Origin of the sequence: Lysobacter silvisoli (assembly GCF_003382365.1) — a bacterium.
Classification (GTDB): domain Bacteria; phylum Pseudomonadota; class Gammaproteobacteria; order Xanthomonadales; family Xanthomonadaceae; genus Lysobacter; species Lysobacter silvisoli.
In genome coordinates this window covers 2187703-2205747 of the sequence record NZ_QTSU01000001.1, presented here as the reverse complement: position 1 = coordinate 2205747, position 18045 = coordinate 2187703, and the positions used below count along the sequence as shown (strand labels likewise).

Below are 18045 nucleotides of genomic sequence, written 5' to 3'. Positions count from 1 at the left end.
GGCGGCGGCGCGGCAGGTTCCGTGCCATCGCCGATGCGCGGAATAGGCAATTGGTTTGCATGACTTTCGCCAGTCGGTGACGGAGGGCGCTGCGTCTAGGCTTCGCCTCGCTCGGGCGCGCGACCGCCGGAGCGCGCGACACATGCAACCTTTATGCGGGCCTTCGCATCCCACCGGTGCGCAACGTCCCCGATGCGGTGCGTGGCGGCCCACCCCATCAGTACCGAGGCAACAAGATGCGCGCACCCCTGACCCTGGCCCTCCTCGCCGCGCTAGCCGGCGTCGCGCCGCTCGCGAGCGCGGTCGAGATCGACGGCCGTATCGACCCGGCCGAATGGGAAGGCGCCCAGCGCATCACCGATTTCCGCCTGACCCAGCCGCTGTCGCGCGCGCCCGCGCCGCAGCCCACCGAGGCGCTGGTGCTGGCCACGCCGCAAGGCCTGGCGATCGGCTTCCGCAACACCCAGCCCGCCAGCATTCCGCGCACCCGCCAGTTCGCCCAGCGCGACAAGGGCGGGCCGATGGACCGGGTCAACCTGTACGTGGACTTCGACGGAGACGGCCGCATCGGCTACAACTTCACCGTGCTGCTGTCCAACAGCATCATCGACACCACGATCACCAACGAAAACCAGTTCAACGACGACTGGGACGGCGACTGGCGCCACGCCACCAGCGAGGACGAGCAGGGCTGGTACGCCGAGATCCTGATCCCCTGGCACATCGCGCCCATGCGCACGGGCGCCGACGGCCAGCGCACCCTGGGTATTTCGCTGGACCGGGTGATCGGCGCCACCGGCGAGCGTGCCTCGTGGCCGGCGGTGGGCTATACCGAGAGCCGTTTCCTGACCGCGTTCGAGCGCATGCAGGTGCCGGCCTACAGCCAGGCGCTGCTGGCGATCACGCCCTATGCCTCGGGCGTGTACGACGCGGTCGGCAAGGGCAGCGATTTCGACGGCGGCGTGGACCTGTTCTGGAAGCCCAACGGACGCTTCCAGCTCAGCGCCACGGTCAATCCGGACTTCGGCCAGGTCGAGAGCGACGAGCTCACCGTCAACTTCAGCGCCACCGAGACCTTCTTCAGCGACAAGCGCCCGTTCTTCACCGAGAACCAGGGCTTCTTCGACGTGCCCTTCGGCTCGCTCAACAACAACAGCCGGCTGATCTATACCCGCCGCGTGGGCGGCCAGAACGACGACGGCGTGGGCTCGGGCGACGTGACCGCGGCGATCAAGGTCAACGGCAGCGCCGGCGGCTTCAACTACGGTGTGTTCGCGGCCAACGAGGCCGACGAGGTCGGCCGCGATTTCTACGCCGTGCGCGCCACCCGCGACTTCGCCACCCAGGGCGTGGGCGCGATGGTGACCCGGGTCGAGCGGCCGTTCCTGGACCGCGAAGCCAACGTCTACGAATTCGACCACCGCTGGAACCCGACTTCGCAATGGGCGATCCGCAGCACCGTGGTCGCCTCCGACGTGGACGAGGCCGGCCGCAGCGCGCGCGACAGCGGCGCCCAGGTGCGCATCGACTACGACATGGGCAACCGCTGGCGCCAGCAGCTGTACCTGCTGCACCTGGGCCGCGACCTGCAGCTCAACGACTTCGGCTACCTGGAGCGCAACAACTTCAACTACGCGCGCTACGACCTGGCGCGCCGGGTCACCGACCTGCCGGCCGATTCGATCTACGCCGGCCACGACTGGCACTACGCGATCTCGCGCCGCTACAACGACCAGGGCGTGCACATCGCCGACGCCGGCGCGATCAACCGCCGCAGCGAACTGCGCGACGGCGGCAACGAGTTCGTGGAAGTGGCGGCCTGGTCGGCCGGCCACGACGACCTGATCACCCGCGGCAACGGCATCGTCGATGTGCCGTCCAAGCTGTTCCTGTACTACGAGCGTTTCCGCCCGCGCCAGAACGGCGGGCCGTGGACGCTGTACGGCGAGGCGCAGTACGCGGCCGAAGGCCTGGGCGGCATGCGCGAGGGCAAGTCGCGGCTGTACTTCGAGCCGTCCTATCACGTCAACGACCGGCTGAGCTTCTTCAGCGGCATGGAGATTTCGCACAATCCGGATTGGCTGCTGTGGCGCGGCGGCAACCTGCTGGGCAGCTATCGCGCCGACATGATCGTGCTCAACGCCGGCTCGATCTGGCTGATCGACGACAAGCAGGAGCTGCGCGTGCGGCTGGAAGCGATCGGATTGGACGCGACCGCGCGCCAGGCCTACCGCGTGGGCACGGACGGTCGCGCGCTGCGCTCGGCCGATACGCTGCAGGACTTCGGCCTGCGCAACCTGGGCTTCCAGGTGCGCTACCGCTACGAGCTGGCGCCGCTGTCTTACCTGTACATCGCTTACGTGCGCGGCGGCAGCCTGTTCGAGGAAGGCCTGGACCGTCAGGGCAGCGCGGGGCGCGAGTTCAGCGATGCCTTCGATCTGCGCGATAGCGAGCAGTTGCTGGTGAAGCTGTCGTATCGGTTCGAGATTTAGCCGCTGGCGACGGCCAGCGCGGCTTTGTTGCCGTCATCCCCGCGAAAGCTAACGTTATCTCGTGCCGTAATTTCCGCCGGAGATAGCGTTCTCTCACACCGTCATTCCCGCGAAGGCGGGAATCCAGTGACTTTAGCGTGAGGTTTCGTTAGCGCTCTGGATTCCCGCCTTCGCGGGAATGACGGACTGGGGAGGCGCAACGCACCAAGGGCGTCGCCTTCAATGCGCCGCCTCCACCGGCTCCGGCCGTATCCGCAACGCCCACACCACCCCGCCGATCAACAGCGCGATGCCGACCAGGATCAGTAGCGGCGGCAGGCTGCCGCGCAGGACGAAGGCGTAGGCCAGCGCGAACACGGTTTCGAACACGATCAGCTGGCCGGCCAAGGCGGTGGGCAGGCGCTGGCTGGCTTCGTTCCAGCACAGCGTGCCAACCCAGGACGCGAGCAGGCCGATCGCCGCCATCAGGCCGACGAAGAACCAGGGGCGCGGGCCGAAGGGCATGGGGAAATCGCTGCCGCTCAGGCCCAGCGCGCTCCACAGCACCGCATAGCCGACCAGCGCCAACGGCAGCGTGGCCAGGCCCTGTGCGGTGGCCCAGGTGCGCGGGTTGCGTCCGGGGTGCGCGCGCAGCCAGTCGGCGTTGCGCAGCGGGTACCAGGTCCAGCAGGCCAGCGCGCCCAGGGCCAGCAGGCCGCCGCTGGCGTAGCGGCGCAGGTCGCCGCTGCCTTCGTGCAGCAGCGCCTGCAGCTCCACCTGGTTCACGCAGGCGATGCCGGCACCGATCAGCAGCAGCGACGGCAGCAGCCGCGCCCACGGCAGGCGGCCGTCGCGCTGGGCGTTGCGGCGGTTGGCGGCGATCGCGATCAGCACCGGCAGGGTGCCGATGATCATGGTCGGCAGCGGGCCGCCCGCGCGCTGGATCGCGCCGGCCAGGCACAGGTAGTAGAGCAGGTTGCCCACCGCCGACAGCTTCAGCGCTTCGATCCAGTCGGCGCGGCTGAGCTGGCGCAGCGCGGCGCGGTCCAGCCAGGCCAGCGGCAGGGCGATCAGGCCGAAGGCCAGGTAGCGGCCGACCGACTGCAACGCGGCCGGGTATTCGGGCAGCAGCAGCGGGCCGACGAAGACCAGGCCCCAGATCAGGCCGGCGAGCAGGGCGTAGAGGGTTCCGATCAGCATGGCGCCAGCCTGCCGCGCCGGCGCGCGCCGGTCTTGTACCAGATTGCGGCGGCGTTCAGCCGCGCAGCTGTTTGCGGTAGCGCGCGGGGGTGACGCCGTAGCGGCGCTGGAAGGCGCGGGTCAGGTGGGCCTGGTCGGCCAGGCCGGTGTCGGCCGCCACCTGCGCCGGCATGGCGCCTGCGGCCAGGCGCTGCTTGGCGCGGTGCAGACGCAGCGCCATCAGCATCTGCTGCGGGGTTACGTGGTAGTGGTCGCGGAAGCTGCGCAGGAAGTGGAACGGGCTGAGGTCGGCGACCGCGGCCAACTGTTCCAGGGTGAGCTTGTCCGCCAGGTGCGCGCGCAGGTAGTCCAGTACCGGCGCGAAGCGCGGAGCCGCGTCGCTGCGCGTACGCACGGACACGCGCGCGTGATCGCGGAATTCGTCGAGCAGCGCGGCCAACTGGCTGTCGAAGGCCAGCGGTTCGCGCGTATGCCACAGCGCGTCCAGGCGCGCGCCCACCCGGCGCGCGCGCAGCGGGTCGTGGCGCACGGCCTGGTCGAACCACCAGCCCGGCTCGCCGGTGATCTCGGCGGCCACGTCCGGGTCCACATAGACCATGCGGTAACGCCAGCCCTCGGCGGTTTCGGCGCGGCCGGTGTGCAGCACGTCGGGATTCATCAGCACCAGCGAATCCGGCGGCGCCAGATGGTCGCTGCCGCGGTAGCGGAAGCGCTCCACGCCGGCCTCGATCGCGCCCAGGCCGTAGGCCTCGTGGGTGTGCGGGTCGAAGGTATGGCGCACGATGTGGGCGCGGTAGAGCTCGACGCCATGGCGGTGCGCAGGCTGGCGGAACTCGGCCGCATCCTGGAGATGGTCGGACTGCGCGGGCACGCCTTGCATGCGGCGAGTATGGCACGCAGGGGTACAGGCACCCGTGTAGACCAAAGACGTACGTGGCGGCCATGTCGGGCCGCGGCGGAGGCCGCTAGCGCGCGGCTTGGCGCCAGGTCTGCAGGCCGATCCAGGCCAGCGGCGTCATCACCTCGAACAGGCCCTCGCGCGCGCAGCGCCGGCCCAGGCTGGTCAGGGCGTGATCCCGGCTTAGCACGCAGTCGGCGCTCGCGGCGTGCGCGAGTTCCAGGAATTTCTGGTCGTCCGGATCGAAGCAGCGCGGCAGCGGCGCGGCGGGTTCGGGGCGCCGTTGCGATGCGGGCCACAGCGGCAGCCGCGCGTCGTAGTCCGACAAGGCCTGCCCTTGCGCGGCGGCGTCCAGACGCAGTTGCGGATAAGCCAGCACCCGCTGCCATTCCTCGCGGCAGCGTTCGTCGCTGACCGCGGTGGTCGCGCCGGACGCAAGCGCGGCGCTGAGCGCGGCCAGGCGCGGGTCGCGGAACACGAACAGGTCCAGGCAGACGTTGGTGTCCAGCACCAAACGCGGCGGTGCGCTCATCGCCGCTTACAGGTCGTCTTCGCCGGGGAAGGACACCAGCAGTTCGGACACCACCACCCAGCGGCCCTGTTCGGGGTACTTGGGATCGTCGCTGCGGTAGGTGCCTTCGCCCACCGGCGTGGCCTGGTCCGGCACGCCCTGATCGCCGTTGTCGCGCAGGCCCAGGCGCAGCGCACGGCCGATCTGCTCGTCCTGCCGCTCCAGGCGGCCGCCGTGGTAGTCGACCACGGTGCCGCCGTAGTCCCATTCCAGGCCGTAGTAGGAAATCGGCTTGCCGTTGAGCGCGACCAGTTCGGACAGCGGTTGGCCCATGCGCACGCCGTTGTCCAGGGTCCAGGTGGACTCGGGTTCGAACACGCGGATCAGGCTAAGACCTCGGCGCTGCGCTTCGTCCTGGAAATACAGATAGGCGCGGCGTTTGGGATCGTCGGCGAACAGGATTGCGCCGTCGAATTCCTCGCCCTCGGCGCCGGGCACCTTGCCCGCCTGCACGTTGCCGGCGCCGTAGCGCTGGCGCAGCTGCTCCAGCGTGGTGTCGGGCGCGAAGTCGCCGGGCAGGACGAAGTCGGCGGACGCGGTGGCGGCGGCCGGCGGCGGGGCGGCGGGTGTCGCCACGGCGGCGGGCGTGGCGGGTGCGGGCGCAGCGGCTGGAGCGGCCTGGGGTGCCGCGCGCTCGCAGGCGGCCAGGGCTACCGTCAACACCGTTGCCGTCAACCAAGCACGCGCTGCGTTCATGGCTTCACCTCACGAATGTCGGCCGAGCCGATATGCCAGGCGCGCTGCTCGGGCGTGGCGCCGTCGACCACGGCGCGGCGCAGCACATAGGCGCCGATGTATTTGCGCTGGCTGCCGTCGCGCTGGGTCGCGGTCAGCGCCACCGGCACTTCGATGTAGCGCGAGCCGGCGGCGGCATCGACGCGACCCGGCGGCAGGATCTCCGCCGACACGCCGTTGGTGTCGGCGAAACCGTCGGCGAACTGCTGCGGCGTCTGTCCGCTGGCGCGGCCGCCGTCGGACCACAGCGCGTAGGCGCGGGCGTAGGCGCGCGCGTTGATCGCGGCGTAGTAGTCGCGCACCACCGTCACCGCGTCCTGCGGCGTGGGTTCGTCGGCCGAGGCCGGGTCGACCGCGTCCACCGGTGCGACGTCGTCTTCACCGGCCGCCACGGTGCCGTCTTCCGGCGTGGCCGGCAGGATCGGGTTGCCGTTCTCGTCCAGCAGCGTCCCCGGCGGCAGCTCGCCGCTGGGCGGGCCGATCTGGCCGGGTCCGGGCTGCGAGGGCATGCCGGTGACGCCGCCCTGCGCGCCTTGCGGCGCGGGCAGCAGTTCGCCGGCCTCGCCGTTGGCGGCGCGGGTCTGCGGGTCTTCGTCTTTGCCGCAAGCGCTGAGCACGAGGGCGGCGGCGAGCAGGGCGATGGCGGTGCGATAGGGGCGCATGTCAGCGGTCGAGGTGGACGACGATGCGGCCGTGCTCGATTTCGGTGCGGCCGATGCGGCGCGAACCCAGCGTGTCGAGCAGGCTGTTGTCGAAACGGTACACCGGTTCCTGGCGTGCGTAATCGCTCAGCCAGGCGTTGAGCAGTTCGCGCGATGCGCCGGTCAGGGTGCCGCCGAGCTGCGGCACGTCCACGTAGTCCACGCGCGGGTCGAGCAGGTGCAGGCCCTGGGTGGCGGGGTCGTAGCGCAGCGCGCTGGTCAGGGTGAAGCGGCCGTTGGGCTCGCGCGAGGAGCCGGCGCCGAGCGCGCTCAGGCCCAGGTCGAAATCCAGGCGCAGGCGGTTGCCGTCGTCGGGAATCGACAGACGCGGATTCATCAGCGTCACCGCGACCAGCCCGCCGAGTTTTTCGTAGCGCTTGGGAAAGTTGCGGCTCAGCGACTGCTGCAACTGCGGCGCGGTGAAGCTGACCTCGTTGCCCAGATAGGCGCTGACGGCGTTCATGGTGGAACAGGCGGCCAGCGCGAACAGCGCAGCGGCCAGCAGCAGGGCCTGGATCAGGCGAGACGGCGGACGGGCGGGCATCGTCGGGTTCCGTGGGCGATGGGCGCACGATACCTGGAGCGGATGAATGGCGACACAGGGGGCTGTGGCTTGGCCCTTTGCTGTTGGCTTCCCCCTTGTCTGAGGGGGTTTGAGGGGGATTTGCTTTTCGCGTCGAGCAACGGCAACAGCAAATCCCCCCTGGCCCCCTCAACAAAGGGGGGAACTCGTTTTGGGGGCTTCAGCCGCCCTGCGCCTCGCGTAGCTGCGCTTCGAGCTTGGCCTTCAGCGCGTCGTCGATCTTCAGTTGGCGCGCCAGCTCGTCCAGGTAGGCGCGTTCCATGAAGCTTTGCTCGTCGGCGGCCAGCAGGCTGGCCAGGTACATCTCCGAGGCCATTTCCGGGGTGGTGGCGGCGCGCGCGACTTCGGCCGGGTCCAGCGGCTTTTCCAGTTCGGTGTGCAGCCACTGGCGCAGGCCGGCGTCGTTGTCGATGCGCACGAACTCGCCTTCGATCACTTCGCGCTCGCGCTCGTCGATGTGGCCGTCGGCCTTGGCCGCGGCCACCAGCGCCTTGAGGATGGCCTGGTTGTGCAGTTCGGCCTGCGGCGGCGGCAGGCGGTCCACGGTCTGCGGCTCGGGCGCGTTGCTGCCGTCCTGCTGCCTGCGGTAGTCGCCGTAGGCCTTGTAGGCCAGCACGCCGACCGCGGCCACGCCGCCGTACAGGGCGAGCTTGCCGCCCATCTTGCGGAATTTCTTGTTGCCCAGCAGCAGGCCCAGCGCGCCGCCGGCCAATGCGCCCTTGCCGAAGTCGGCGTTGAGCAGGCCGCGCTTTTCTTCCTGTTTGGCCTGCTTGGCCTCGTAGCGCGCCGGCGGCTTGCTGCCGCCCAGCAGGCTGTCCAGTCCGCCGTTGCCCAGGCTGTTCTGTGCGGTCTTGAGCAACTGGTCGAGGAAGCCCTGGGTCTTCATGCGCAACTCCGTGGAGTGAGGTCGTAGGAACTCCCGACCTGAGGGCGCACGGGCGCGGCTTCAAGCGCGCCGGCCGGGCCGGCGCCGGTACGGTTCAGCCGCGCTGCTGCACGGCCAGGCGCAGGCCCAGGGCGATGAACACGCCGCCGGTCACGCGCTGCTTCCAGCGCCCGGTGCTGGCGGCGAAGCGGCGGCCGACGTGGCCGGCGGCGAAGCTCAGCATCACGCTGTGGCAGAAACCGATCACCGACAGCAGCGCGCCCAGGGCCAGGAACTGCAGCCAGACGTGGCCGCGCTCGGGGTGCACGAACTGCGGCAGGAACGCCAGGAAGAACAGCGCCACCTTGGGGTTGAGCACGCCGGTCAGCACCGAACGCAGGTAGATCGACGAGGTCGAGACCGCGGCCGGTGCGACGGCTGTGTCCGCGCCGGCCGGCGCCGCGTCGTCGCCGCTGCGCCAGGTCTTGATGCCCAGCCAGATCAGGTAGACCGCGCCGGCGTACTTGAGCATTTCGAACGCCAGCGCCGAGGTCGCCAGCAGTGCCGACAGGCCCAGGCCCGCGGCCAGGGCGTGGATCAGGGTCGCCGTTTCCAGGCCGAACGCGGCGCGCACGCCGCGCGAGGCGCCGCCGGCCATGGCCTGACTCAGGATCCAGGCCGTGCCGGGGCCGGGGATCAGCACCAGCACCAGGGCGGCGAGCAGGAAGGCGGCAAGGGTGGCGGCGTCGAACATGGCGGCGTTTTGCGGCGGGGGCTTTGCAGTCTGCGCCGTGGTCGCGGCCTAGCCAAGTCGGTTTCTGGCGATTCGCCATAAGCCCAGCTTTGGCTTCGGCTCTAGCTTTGGTTTTCTGGCTTCGGCTTTGGGGTAGGAGCGGCGTGAGCCGCGACCCGAAGCTGCGCAGACCATCGCAGTTCCGCAGTGCTTGGTGGCGCCGGTCGCGGCTCACGCCGCTCCTACCCCAAGGCCGGGCGGAGCGAGGCTTCAGCCGGCGATCGCGGCCTCGGGGATGCGCAATTTCTCGATCGTGGCGACGAACGCATCCGGCCCGGGCCATTGGCCGATGCGGCCGAGCTTCCTGGCGCCGCGGAACACCAGGAACGCGGGGATGCCGTGCAGGCCGAAGCGCGTGCCCATCCGCGGGTCTTCGTAGACGTTGTCGTGCAGCCAACTCACGTCCGGCCAGCGGAAGCGTTCCGGCGCGAGCAGGATCTGGCCCTTGGCGATGTCGCAGTTCGGGCAGTCCTTGCCCCACAGGAACAGGATGCGCAATCGGCCGTCGTCGATCAGCGCCTCGTCCAGCCGCGCCTCGCGCACCAACTGCATGGGGAAGGTCCAGAAGAAGCGCGGGATCGTGGTGTCGCCCATGGCCGCATCCTACCCTTGGCGCGCCGGCCGGCAAGGGCGCGGCGCGCGCCGTCCGTCGGCGGTCGGGCAGGGCCGGTCAGGGTGCGGCCAGTTCGATGCCTTGCGCATGGAACTCGGCCAGGGCCGCGTCGTAGATGTCCGAGATCACGTTGTGCTGACCGTTTTCGATGTCGGCGACCCAGAAGTGCGCCTCCAGCACGATGCCCTTGTCGGTCACGCCGGTGACGTAGGCATGCGGTTCCGGGCTGCGCAGCGCGCGCGGCTGCGCGGCCACGGCGCGCAGCAGGATGGTGCGCGCTGCCTGGGTGTCGCTGCCGGATTTGACCAGCACGCTGGCCGCCAGGCGCACGTTACGGTCGGACCAGGACTGGTTGACGATGGTGCCGGCGGTCAGGCTGTCGTTGGGCACGATGGCCTCGATGCCTTCGCGCGTGCGGATCATGGTGTAGCGCACGCTCATGCGCGTGACCCGGCCGCTGAAGCCGCCGACCGAAATGTTGTCGCCCACCCGCACCGACTGCTCGAACAGCACGATCAGGCCGCTGATGTAGCTGGCCGCGAGCTTCTGCAGGCCCAGGCCCAGGCCGATGCCGAGCGCGCCGCTGAAAGCCGCCAGTGCGGTCAGGTTGATGCCGCTGGCGGTGAAGATCAGGATCAGCGCCACCACCCAGATCAGCACCGCGGCGATGCGCGACAGCGCCAGGATGTGGTTGGGCGCCAGGTGCGGGCTGTGCTGGATCGCCTTGTCCAGGGTGCGCGTGGCCCAGTACGAGACGATCACGATGACCACGCCCATGACCAGGCCGGCGACCGCGTCCTCGGTGTTCAGGGCGATGCTGCCGACCTTCAGTTCGGAGGCGAACAGCTTGCCGATCCTGGGGTAACGGTCGCCGAAGATGGTCAGCACCGTCATGGCCCAGGCCAGCACCGTGGCCGTGCGCATCAGCACTTTTAGCAGCGGCGTGGGCCGGAACAGCAGCTCGATCAGCACGCCGGGAATGCGCAGCAGCACGAACAGCCACAGCGCCAGCAGCACCACCGCCAGGGCGGCGCTGCCGAACTCGCCGATCAGGTTCAGGGCCTGCGGGATCAGCAGCAACAGCAGCGCCAGCACCGGCGCGAACAGGTAGTCGAAGACGATGCGCAGGCGCGGCCGCGCGCTCAGCCGCGGCCGCAGCCGGCGCTTGAGGTAATAGGCCAACGCCAGCGCGGCGGCCACCAGCGCCAGCACCACGATCGCCTGCACCGGATGCGCGGACACCGAACTCACGGTGTCCAGGGTCTGCTCCAGTTGCGGATCGACGACCGGATCGGGGGCGGCTGGCTTCATGCGGGGACTCGGCGGGGGACGGAATGCGCGCGCGTGTCCGCGGCGGCGCTAGCCGCGATTGTGGCCAGCGCGGCGGCTCCGCGCCAGCGCGCGGAACCGCCGTGCAGGCGCGCGCGGGCGCTCAGTCGTCTTCGGCGCGCGGCTTGTACGCGTCCACCAGCTTCTGCTGCACGTTGGCCGGCACCGGCTCGTAGTGGCTGAAGTCCAGCGAATAGCGGCCGCGGCCGGCGGTGACCGATTTCAGCTCCGCCGCATAGCCTTCCAGCTCCGACAGCGGCACCTGCGCCTTGACCACGATCTCGTTGTTGCGCACCGAGTCGGTACCGTTGATGCGCGCGCGCTTGCTGGCCAGGCCTCCGCTGATGTCGCCCATGTGCTGCTCGGGCGCGTTCACCTCCAGGTCCACGATCGGTTCCAGCACCTGCGGCCGGGCCTTGCCGATCGCGTCCAGGAACGCCTTCTTGCCGGCGGCGACGAAGGCCACTTCCTTACTGTCCACCGGGTGGTGCTTGCCGTCGTAGACCACCACGCGCACGTCCTGGATCGGGTAGCCGGCGACCGCGCCGTCGTGCAGCACCTGGCGCACGCCTTTTTCCACCGCCGGCAGGAACTGGCCGGGGATGGTGCCGCCCTTGACCTCGTCGACGAACTCGAAGCCGCCGCCGCGCGGCAGCGGTTCGACGCGCAGGAACACCTCGCCGAACTGACCGGCGCCGCCGGTCTGCTTCTTGTGGCGGTGGTGGCCCTCGGCCTTGCCGGCCACGGTCTCGCGATAGGCGATGCGCGGCGGGCGCGATTTCACTTCCACGCCGTACTTGTCCTTGAGCCGCTCCAGGTTGATGCGCAGGTGCAGGTCGGACAGGCCGCGGATCACGGTCTCGTTGGTCTCGGTCTCGTGCTCGACCTGGAAGCAGGGGTCTTCCTCGGACAGCTTGTGCAGCGCGGTCGAGAGCTTCTGCTCCTGGCCCTTGCTGGCCGCTTCCACCGCCAGGCCGAACATGGGCTTGGGGAAGTCCAGCGGGCGCAGGTGGATCTGGTCCTCGTCGTGGCTGTCGTGCAGCACCGCGTCGAAGTGCAGGTCTTCGACCTTGGCCACCGCGGCGATATCGCCGGGTATGGCCTGGTCGATCTCGACGTGGTCCTTGCCCTTGAGCTTGAACAGATGGCCGACCTTGAACGGCTTGCGGCCGTCGTCCACGAACAGCTGGGTGTCGCGCTTGACCGTGCCCTGGTAGACGCGGAACACGCCGAGCTTGCCGACGAAGGGATCGTTGACGATCTTGAACACGTCGGCGATCACATGCGCCTGCGGATCGGGGCTGGCCTGGATCGCCTCGACGGCGTCGCCCTGGCCCTTCTCGAACGGCGGCGGGTTGCCTTCGGCCGGGTTCGGGAACAGGCGCTCGGCGGTGTCCAGCAGTTCGGCGATGCCCACGCCGCTGCGCGCCGAGCAGAACAGCACCGGCACCAGGTGGCCTTCGCGCAGGCATTGCTCGAAGGCGTCGTGCAGTTCGTCGCTGGACAGGCCGTCTTCGCCCAGGTCCAGGTAGTGCTCCATCACCGTCTCGTTGATCTCCACCACCTGATCGAGGATCTTCTGGTGCCAGTCGGCCACCGCGCCCAGGTCGCTTTGCTCGCCGCTGCCGGCGGCCGCGGCGGCGTAGCAGTCGAGCACGCGCTTGCCGCCGTCGGCGGGCAGGTTCAGCGGCAGGCATTCGGGGCCGAAGGCCTCGCGCAGCGATTCGAGCACGCGCGCCGGGTTGGCGCCGTCGTGATCGATCTTGTTGACCACCAGCACCCGGCACAGGCCGCGCGCCTTGGCGTGTTCCATCATCCGGCGGGTGCCGTATTCCACGCCGCTGTCGGCGTCCACCACCACGGCCAGGGTTTCCACCGCCGCCAGCGCGGACAACGTCGGGCCGCGGAAATCGGGATAGCCGGGGGTGTCGATGAGATTGAGGTGGACCGGGCCGGCCGCGCTGTGGTGGTCGATGCTGGCGATGGCCGCGTCCAGCGAATGGCCGCGCTGTTTTTCGATCGGATCGAAGTCGGAGACGGTGCTGCCGCGTTCGATGCTGCCTGCCGTCTGTATCGCGCCGCCGGCCTGCAGCAGGGCTTCGAAGAGCGTGGTTTTGCCGGCGCCGGGGTGGCCTGCCAAGGCCACGTTGCGGATGGAGGATGTGCTGTAGGACATGAGCGGACTTCTCCCTAGCGGTCAGGGTGGGAAGGCCGTCATGGCTGTCCGCGCTGCGCGCCCGAGCGTGGAGCGCTCGGCGGGCGGTCATGGCGGGTGCCGGCATCGGGGGCCGGACCGCCAGCCTCCCGCAGGCGCGCGGGCGGGTCAAGCCCGGCGCAGGTTGCGTTGCAGCATGAAGCGCCGGCGTCGCCGTACCGCAATACGGAACTAACGTTCGCGCGGTTACCCTGGCCGCCCCGTTTCGGTCACGGAGTCACGCTATGGGCATTTCGCGCCACGCCACCGCGCATTGGGAAGGCGATCTCAAAACCGGCCAGGGCCGGCTGAGCACGCCGCAGAGCGGCCTGATGGAGAACACCCGCTACGCCTTCAACAGCCGCTTCGGCGACGAGAAGGGCACCAACCCCGAAGAACTGATCGCCGCCGCCCATGCCGGCTGCTTCACCATGGCGCTGTCGGCCAAGCTCACCGAGGCCGGCCACCCGCCGGCGCGGCTGGACACGCGCGCCGACGTCGATCTGTCGATGGAAGGCGGCCCCTCGCTGTCGCAGATCCGGCTCAAGGTCAGCGCCGACGTGCCCGGCATCGACGCGGCCAAGTTCCAGGCCATCGCCGAGGACGCCAAGGCCAATTGCCCGGTGTCGAAGGCGCTGAGCGCGGTGCCGATCAGCCTGGAAGCGAGCCTGGCCTGAGCCGGGTGCCGGCGCGCGCCGCGCCGCCGCGCCATGCCGTGCTGGTGCATGGCGCGGGCGGCGGCGGTTGGGAGTGGGAGCTGTGGGCGGCCGCGCTGCGCGCCCACGGCATCGACGTGCGCGCGCCCGATCTGCAGCCGGCGGCGGCCGGGCTGGCGGCGACCACGCTGGACGATTACCTGGATCAGGTGCGCGACTGGATCGCGGCAGCGCCGCGCCCGCGCGCGTTGATCGGCGCCAGCCTGGGCGGTTTGCTGGCCGCGGCCTGCGCGGAGGCCGCCGATGCGCTGGTGGTGGTCAATCCGTTGCCGCCGGCGCCGTGGGCGACGCGGTTGCCGCAGCGCGATTGGCCGGACGTGGTGCCTTGGCGTTGCGACGCGCGTCTGGCTTCTACCCGTCGCGCCTTGGCCGATGCCGACGAAGCCGCGGCGCTGTACGCGTTCCGGCGCTGGCGCGACGAATCCGGCGCGGTGTTGCGGGCGGCGCATGCCGGTCTGGGGATCGCGGCGCCCGCCTGTGCGGTGCTGTGCGTGGCGTCGGCGCAGGACGAGGACGTGCCGCCCGCGTTGACGCTGGAACTGGCGCAGGCCTGGGGCGCGACGCCGCTGCAAACGCTTACTCCCAGCCACGTCGGGCCTTTGCTCGGCCGCGACGCGGCGCGAACCGCGGCGCAGGTCGCGCGATGGCTGTCGGCCAGGTAAACGCCGCGGGCCGCGGCCCTGCGCAGGCGTCCGGATTCAGCCGGCGTTGACCGCCCCGGCCCGACGATGCGCCCACGCCAATCCCGGCGTGGGAGCCCTGCCATGAAGCGCCTGTCCGTCACCGCCCTGAGCCTGGTCCTGGCCGCCGTCACCGGCGTCGCCTCGGCGCAGTCCTATTCGAACGACGGCTACGGTTCGGGCTATCCGAATTCGTACCCCGCCTCGTCGGGCTCGCAGTACGACTACGCGCGCGTGCTGCGCGTGGACCCGGTGTTCGACAACTACAGCCAGTACCAGGGCGAGCGCTGCTACGAGCGCCCGACCTATGTCGACGGCCGCAACGACGGCTACTACGACGATGGCTACAACGACGGTTACGCGCGCCGCGACGACGGCTACTACGACCAGTACGGCAGCTACCGCCGCAACACCGGCGGCACCGAGACCGGCCGCACCGTGGCCACCGTGATCGGCGGCATCGTCGGCGCCGCGGTCGGCAGCCAGGTCGGCGGCGGCAGCGCCCGCTACGCCACCTCGGCGATCGGCTCGATGGTCGGCGGCATGGCCGGCCGCAGCATCTACGAGCAGAACAAGCGCGTGCGCCAGGACCGCGTGGGTTCGGTGCGCGTCTGCGACCCGGTGCGCAACACCGGCTACGGCGACGACCGCGCGGTCAACGCCTATGACGTGACCTACGAATACGCCGGCCGCAGCTACCGCACCCGCACCGCCTACCACCCCGGCGACAAGATCCGTGTGCGCGTGGACGTGCGGCCGGAGTAAGGCGGCAGGTCTTGCGCTTGGGTAAACAGAAGGGCCGGCGAAAGCCGGCCCTTTTTTATCCGATCACTCGGCGGGCTTGGGATAGCGCGACGACCACCAGTCCTTCCAGCGCGCTTCGAGTGCGGCGAAATCGGCGTCGGACAAGCCATAGGTCGTCAACAGCGCCGCGCCGCCGCCGTGCGGCCGCTCGGGCGAGTGGCCCTTGTCGGTGACGACCAGCAGGCCGGGGCCCCAGGCATCGACGGTCACGCCGGTTTGGAAGCGGTTGCGATGCCAGACCTCGCCCGAGGTTGTTTCGCCGCCGGCGAGCGTCGCGGTATACGCGGTCCCGGGCGGCAGCGCGCTCGTGGCTTCCAGCCCGAGCGCGATCGAGGGTTCGCCGATGCCGGCCTTGGCCGGCCCCGACAGGAAGATCGTGCGCCGCTGCTGGCCGCGATGCCGCTCCAGCGCCAGCCGCAGCTGCTGGAAGAAGGTCACCCAGCCCTGATCGATATCGTCGTACACGCTGTCGTCCAGCGGCGGCGCGCCGCTGCGCATCAGGCGCAGGCGCGTGCCGCCGGCTTCGGCCGCCAGTTCGATCGCATCGGATACGCCCTCCCATTCGCCGAATTGCACGCGGTGATGGGCTTCGTCGCCGGTCGCATGGTCGGCGAAGATGAATTTGATCTCCTCGGCCAGCGTGGGCGCGTCCCAGCCGAACCAGGACAGGATCTGCGCCGGATCGCGCAGCGCGCTCCACACGGTTTCGACGGGCGCGGCGATGCGCAGGTCGACGACGGTTTGCTGCGGCGTTTCGCTCATGGGGCGGTCCTTGCGGCGATCGCGGGGCCGGGGCGGCCGGAGCCTGGATTGGATGTGCGAATCGGTGCGCGCGCAAGTGCTTCGGAACCCGGGTCGCGGCCGCGCTTACGACGAAAGCCACACGTTCCCCTGTAGGAGCTGCGTGAGCTGCGACCGCGAATCCCGGCCACGTCGCAAGACCGGCTAGTAGCGCGAAACGCGAACGCTATGCATCGCGCTGTCGGACGCTTTGTTCGGAACCGTCGTAAGCATCGTGTTTCGCGCTCGAGGACCGAAGCGATCGCCACCGCGTTACCAGTCGATATGCCCGCTGACGATAGGGTGCACGCGGCCGCCGGACCAGACTTCGCCGTCGGCGTCCACGCGCAGTTGCAGGCGCGCGTCGAAGCCGACTTCGCGGCCCTGGCTGACGGTGTAGCGGCCGCCGTGGCCGGGCAGGGCGCCGTTGTGCTGCAGCCAGGCGGCCAGGGTGGCGTTGGCGGCGCCGGAGGCGGCATCTTCGAACTGGGCGGGGGCGCCGACGAAGGCGCGCACCACCAGGTCGTAGTCGCGGCCGGCGTCGGCGCGGGCGAAGGCGCACAGGCCCATGCTCTCGGTGCGTTCGGCCAGGGCGCCGATCGCGGCCCAGTCCGGCTGCGCGGCGCGCAGCGCGGCTTCGTCGCGCAGTTCGGCCAGCCACCAGCGGCGGCCGCCGTCCATCAGCGCCGGCGGCAGCGCGCCCAGCGGCAGGTCCCGCAGGGCCGCGGCCAGGCGCGGGTCGGCGGCGTCGGCGGTTTCGACCACGCGCGCGCGCGGCGTGCGCACGGCGATGGTGCGCTGCGCACCGTCGCCGTCCACCGCCAGCGGCAGCAGGCCGGCCACGCCTTCCTGCAGCAGCCGGCCGTCGACCGGCGCGGCCAGGCCGGCGCTGAGCACCACGTGCGCAGTGCCCACGCTGGGGTGGCCGGCGAAGGGCACCTCGCGGCGCGGGCTGAACATGCGGATGCGGTAGCTGGCGCCCGGCGCGGTGGGCGCGAACACGAAGGTGGTCTCGGGCAGGCGGGTCCAGCGGGCGATGGCCTGCATGGCCGCATCGTCCAGTCCTTCGGCGTCCAGTACCACGGCCAGCGGGTTGCCGGCGCCGGGGCGGTCGGCGAATACGTCCAGTTGCAGGTAGCGGCGTTTCATCGTCGGATCGAGGCGCGGCGTGGGGTCCGCTGGGTCGCGCAGCTTACCAATCGGCGCGGCCGCGGATAACCGCCTGCACCCGGCCGCCGATCCAGACCTCGCCGTCCTCGTCCACGCGCACCTCGATCCGGCCGTCGCGGCCCAGCTCGCGGCCCTGGCTGGCGACGTAGCCCGAGCCGCCGCTGGGCAGGGCGCCGGCCTGCGCCAGCTGCGCGGCGATGCTGGCATTGGCGCTGCCGGTGACCGGGTCTTCGGGGATGTTGTCGGCGGGGCAGAACGCGCGCACCGCCAGTTGGTGATCGGTGGCGTCGGCATAGGCGTACACGGCCAGACCGACCGCGCCGCAGGCGCGGGTCAGGGCGGCGATGGCGACCAGGTCCGGCTGCAGCGCGCGCACCTGGGCGGCGTCGGACAGTTCCAGCAACCACCAGCGCGCGCCGTTGTCCCATAGCGCCGGCGGGCGCTCGCTCAGGCGCAGCGGCGCGGTCACCGCGGCCAGCAGGGCGTCGATGGCGGCGGCGTCCTCGCGCGCGGCGGTGTCGATGCGGGTCGAGCGCGGCGCGCGCACCGACACGGTGGCGCGCGCGCCTTCGCCGGCGACCCGCACCGGCAGCAGGCCGGCGGCGCAGTCCTGGACCAGGGCGCCGTCGCGCGGTTTGGCCAGGCCGGCGTCGATCGCGGCCCAGGCCGCGCCCACGCTGGGGTGGCCGGCGAAGGCCAGTTCCTGGCGCGGGGTGAAGATGCGCACGCGGTAGTCGGCGCCTTCCACCGGTGGCAGCAGGAAGATGGTCTCCGACAGGTTGGTCCAGGCGGCGAAGGCCTGCATGGCGGCGCTGTCCAGGCCGTCGCCGTTGAGGACCACGCCCAGGGGGTTGCCGGCGCCGGGGCGGTCGGCGAACACGTCCACTTGCAGGTAGCGGCGCAGGGTCATCGCGGTTCTCGCCTAGGGCGGGCCAGTAGACC

At 70.7% G+C, this 18045-nt stretch carries 18 protein-coding genes; 4 read left to right on the top strand and 14 right to left on the bottom strand.

The features are described from left to right. The first annotated feature begins 236 nt into the window (after positions 1–236). Positions 237–2492, top strand: a complete 2256-nt coding sequence (locus tag DX914_RS09715; protein WP_115858776.1) for a DUF5916 domain-containing protein — start codon at positions 237–239, stop codon at positions 2490–2492. A 219-nt stretch (positions 2493–2711) separates the two neighbouring features. Here the strand turns inward: DX914_RS09715 and DX914_RS09710 are convergent, their stop codons facing one another. From DX914_RS09710 to fusA, 11 genes are all read right to left on the bottom strand, one after another. Next, positions 2712–3671 carry a DMT family transporter gene (locus DX914_RS09710; RefSeq protein ID WP_115858775.1) on the bottom strand — a complete coding sequence of 320 codons (960 nt, stop codon included), beginning with the start codon at positions 3669–3671 and terminating at the stop codon, positions 2712–2714. A gap of 55 nt (positions 3672–3726) precedes the next feature. Next, the gene (locus DX914_RS09705) at positions 3727–4551 is read right to left on the bottom strand and encodes an AraC family transcriptional regulator (protein ID WP_115858774.1); all 825 of its coding nucleotides are present in this window, start codon (positions 4549–4551) and stop codon (positions 3727–3729) included. An 85-nt stretch (positions 4552–4636) separates the two neighbouring features. Further along, complete coding sequence (locus DX914_RS09700) at positions 4637–5101, bottom strand: PIN domain-containing protein (protein WP_115858773.1); 465 nt, start codon at positions 5099–5101, stop codon at positions 4637–4639. A gap of 6 nt (positions 5102–5107) precedes the next feature. Continuing rightward, positions 5108–5836 (bottom strand): hypothetical protein, encoded by a 729-nt coding sequence (locus DX914_RS20020; protein ID WP_147300644.1) that lies wholly within the window; start codon positions 5834–5836, stop codon positions 5108–5110. After that, positions 5833–6537, bottom strand: a complete 705-nt coding sequence (locus DX914_RS09685) for a hypothetical protein (RefSeq protein WP_115858770.1) — start codon at positions 6535–6537, stop codon at positions 5833–5835. Before DX914_RS09685 ends, DX914_RS20020 begins: the two co-directional genes overlap by 4 nt. 1 nt (position 6538) lies before the next feature. Next, entirely contained in the window at positions 6539–7120 is a 582-nt protein-coding gene (locus DX914_RS09680) for a DUF1439 domain-containing protein (RefSeq protein WP_115858769.1), read from the bottom strand. Between the two features lie 199 nt (positions 7121–7319). After that, positions 7320–8045: a tellurite resistance TerB family protein gene (locus tag DX914_RS09675; protein ID WP_115858768.1), complete on the bottom strand. Its 726-nt coding sequence runs from the start codon at positions 8043–8045 to the stop codon at positions 7320–7322. 94 nt (positions 8046–8139) lie between these two features. Next, a complete protein-coding gene (locus tag DX914_RS09670; RefSeq protein WP_115858767.1) occupies positions 8140–8778 on the bottom strand; it encodes a LysE family translocator in 639 nt (212 codons plus the stop codon). 249 nt (positions 8779–9027) lie between these two features. Next, positions 9028–9411 (bottom strand): thioredoxin family protein, encoded by a 384-nt coding sequence (locus DX914_RS09665; RefSeq protein WP_115858766.1) that lies wholly within the window; start codon positions 9409–9411, stop codon positions 9028–9030. 76 nt (positions 9412–9487) lie between these two features. Further along, positions 9488–10741, bottom strand: coding sequence for a mechanosensitive ion channel family protein (locus DX914_RS09660; protein WP_115858765.1), 1254 nt, complete (start codon positions 10739–10741; stop codon positions 9488–9490). A 121-nt stretch (positions 10742–10862) separates the two neighbouring features. Continuing rightward, positions 10863–12935, bottom strand: a complete 2073-nt coding sequence (gene fusA, locus DX914_RS09655) for an elongation factor G (protein ID WP_115858764.1) — start codon at positions 12933–12935, stop codon at positions 10863–10865. 263 nt (positions 12936–13198) lie between these two features. On the opposite strand from fusA, the gene DX914_RS09650 reads away from it, so the two are divergent. The 3 genes from DX914_RS09650 to DX914_RS09640 all read left to right on the top strand — a co-directional run bounded on the left by DX914_RS09650 (position 13199) and on the right by DX914_RS09640 (position 15114). Further along, positions 13199–13630, top strand: a complete 432-nt coding sequence (locus DX914_RS09650) for an OsmC family protein (RefSeq protein WP_115858763.1) — start codon at positions 13199–13201, stop codon at positions 13628–13630. 5 nt (positions 13631–13635) lie between these two features. After that, positions 13636–14331: an alpha/beta fold hydrolase gene (locus DX914_RS09645; RefSeq protein ID WP_158549234.1), complete on the top strand. Its 696-nt coding sequence runs from the start codon at positions 13636–13638 to the stop codon at positions 14329–14331. A gap of 102 nt (positions 14332–14433) precedes the next feature. After that, on the top strand, positions 14434–15114 hold the full coding sequence (locus tag DX914_RS09640; protein ID WP_115858761.1) for a glycine zipper 2TM domain-containing protein: 681 nt from the start codon (positions 14434–14436) through the stop codon (positions 15112–15114). A 63-nt stretch (positions 15115–15177) separates the two neighbouring features. Here DX914_RS09640 and DX914_RS09635 read toward each other — a convergent pair whose 3' ends face one another. The 3 genes from DX914_RS09635 to DX914_RS09625 all read right to left on the bottom strand — a co-directional run bounded on the left by DX914_RS09635 (position 15178) and on the right by DX914_RS09625 (position 18013). Then, positions 15178–15915, bottom strand: a complete 738-nt coding sequence (locus DX914_RS09635; RefSeq protein ID WP_115858760.1) for an SRPBCC family protein — start codon at positions 15913–15915, stop codon at positions 15178–15180. A gap of 291 nt (positions 15916–16206) precedes the next feature. Continuing rightward, complete coding sequence (locus tag DX914_RS09630) at positions 16207–17082, bottom strand: PhzF family phenazine biosynthesis protein (protein WP_115858759.1); 876 nt, start codon at positions 17080–17082, stop codon at positions 16207–16209. A gap of 43 nt (positions 17083–17125) precedes the next feature. Continuing rightward, on the bottom strand, positions 17126–18013 hold the full coding sequence (locus tag DX914_RS09625; RefSeq protein WP_115858758.1) for a PhzF family phenazine biosynthesis protein: 888 nt from the start codon (positions 18011–18013) through the stop codon (positions 17126–17128). Positions 18014–18045: the final 32 nt, after the last annotated feature.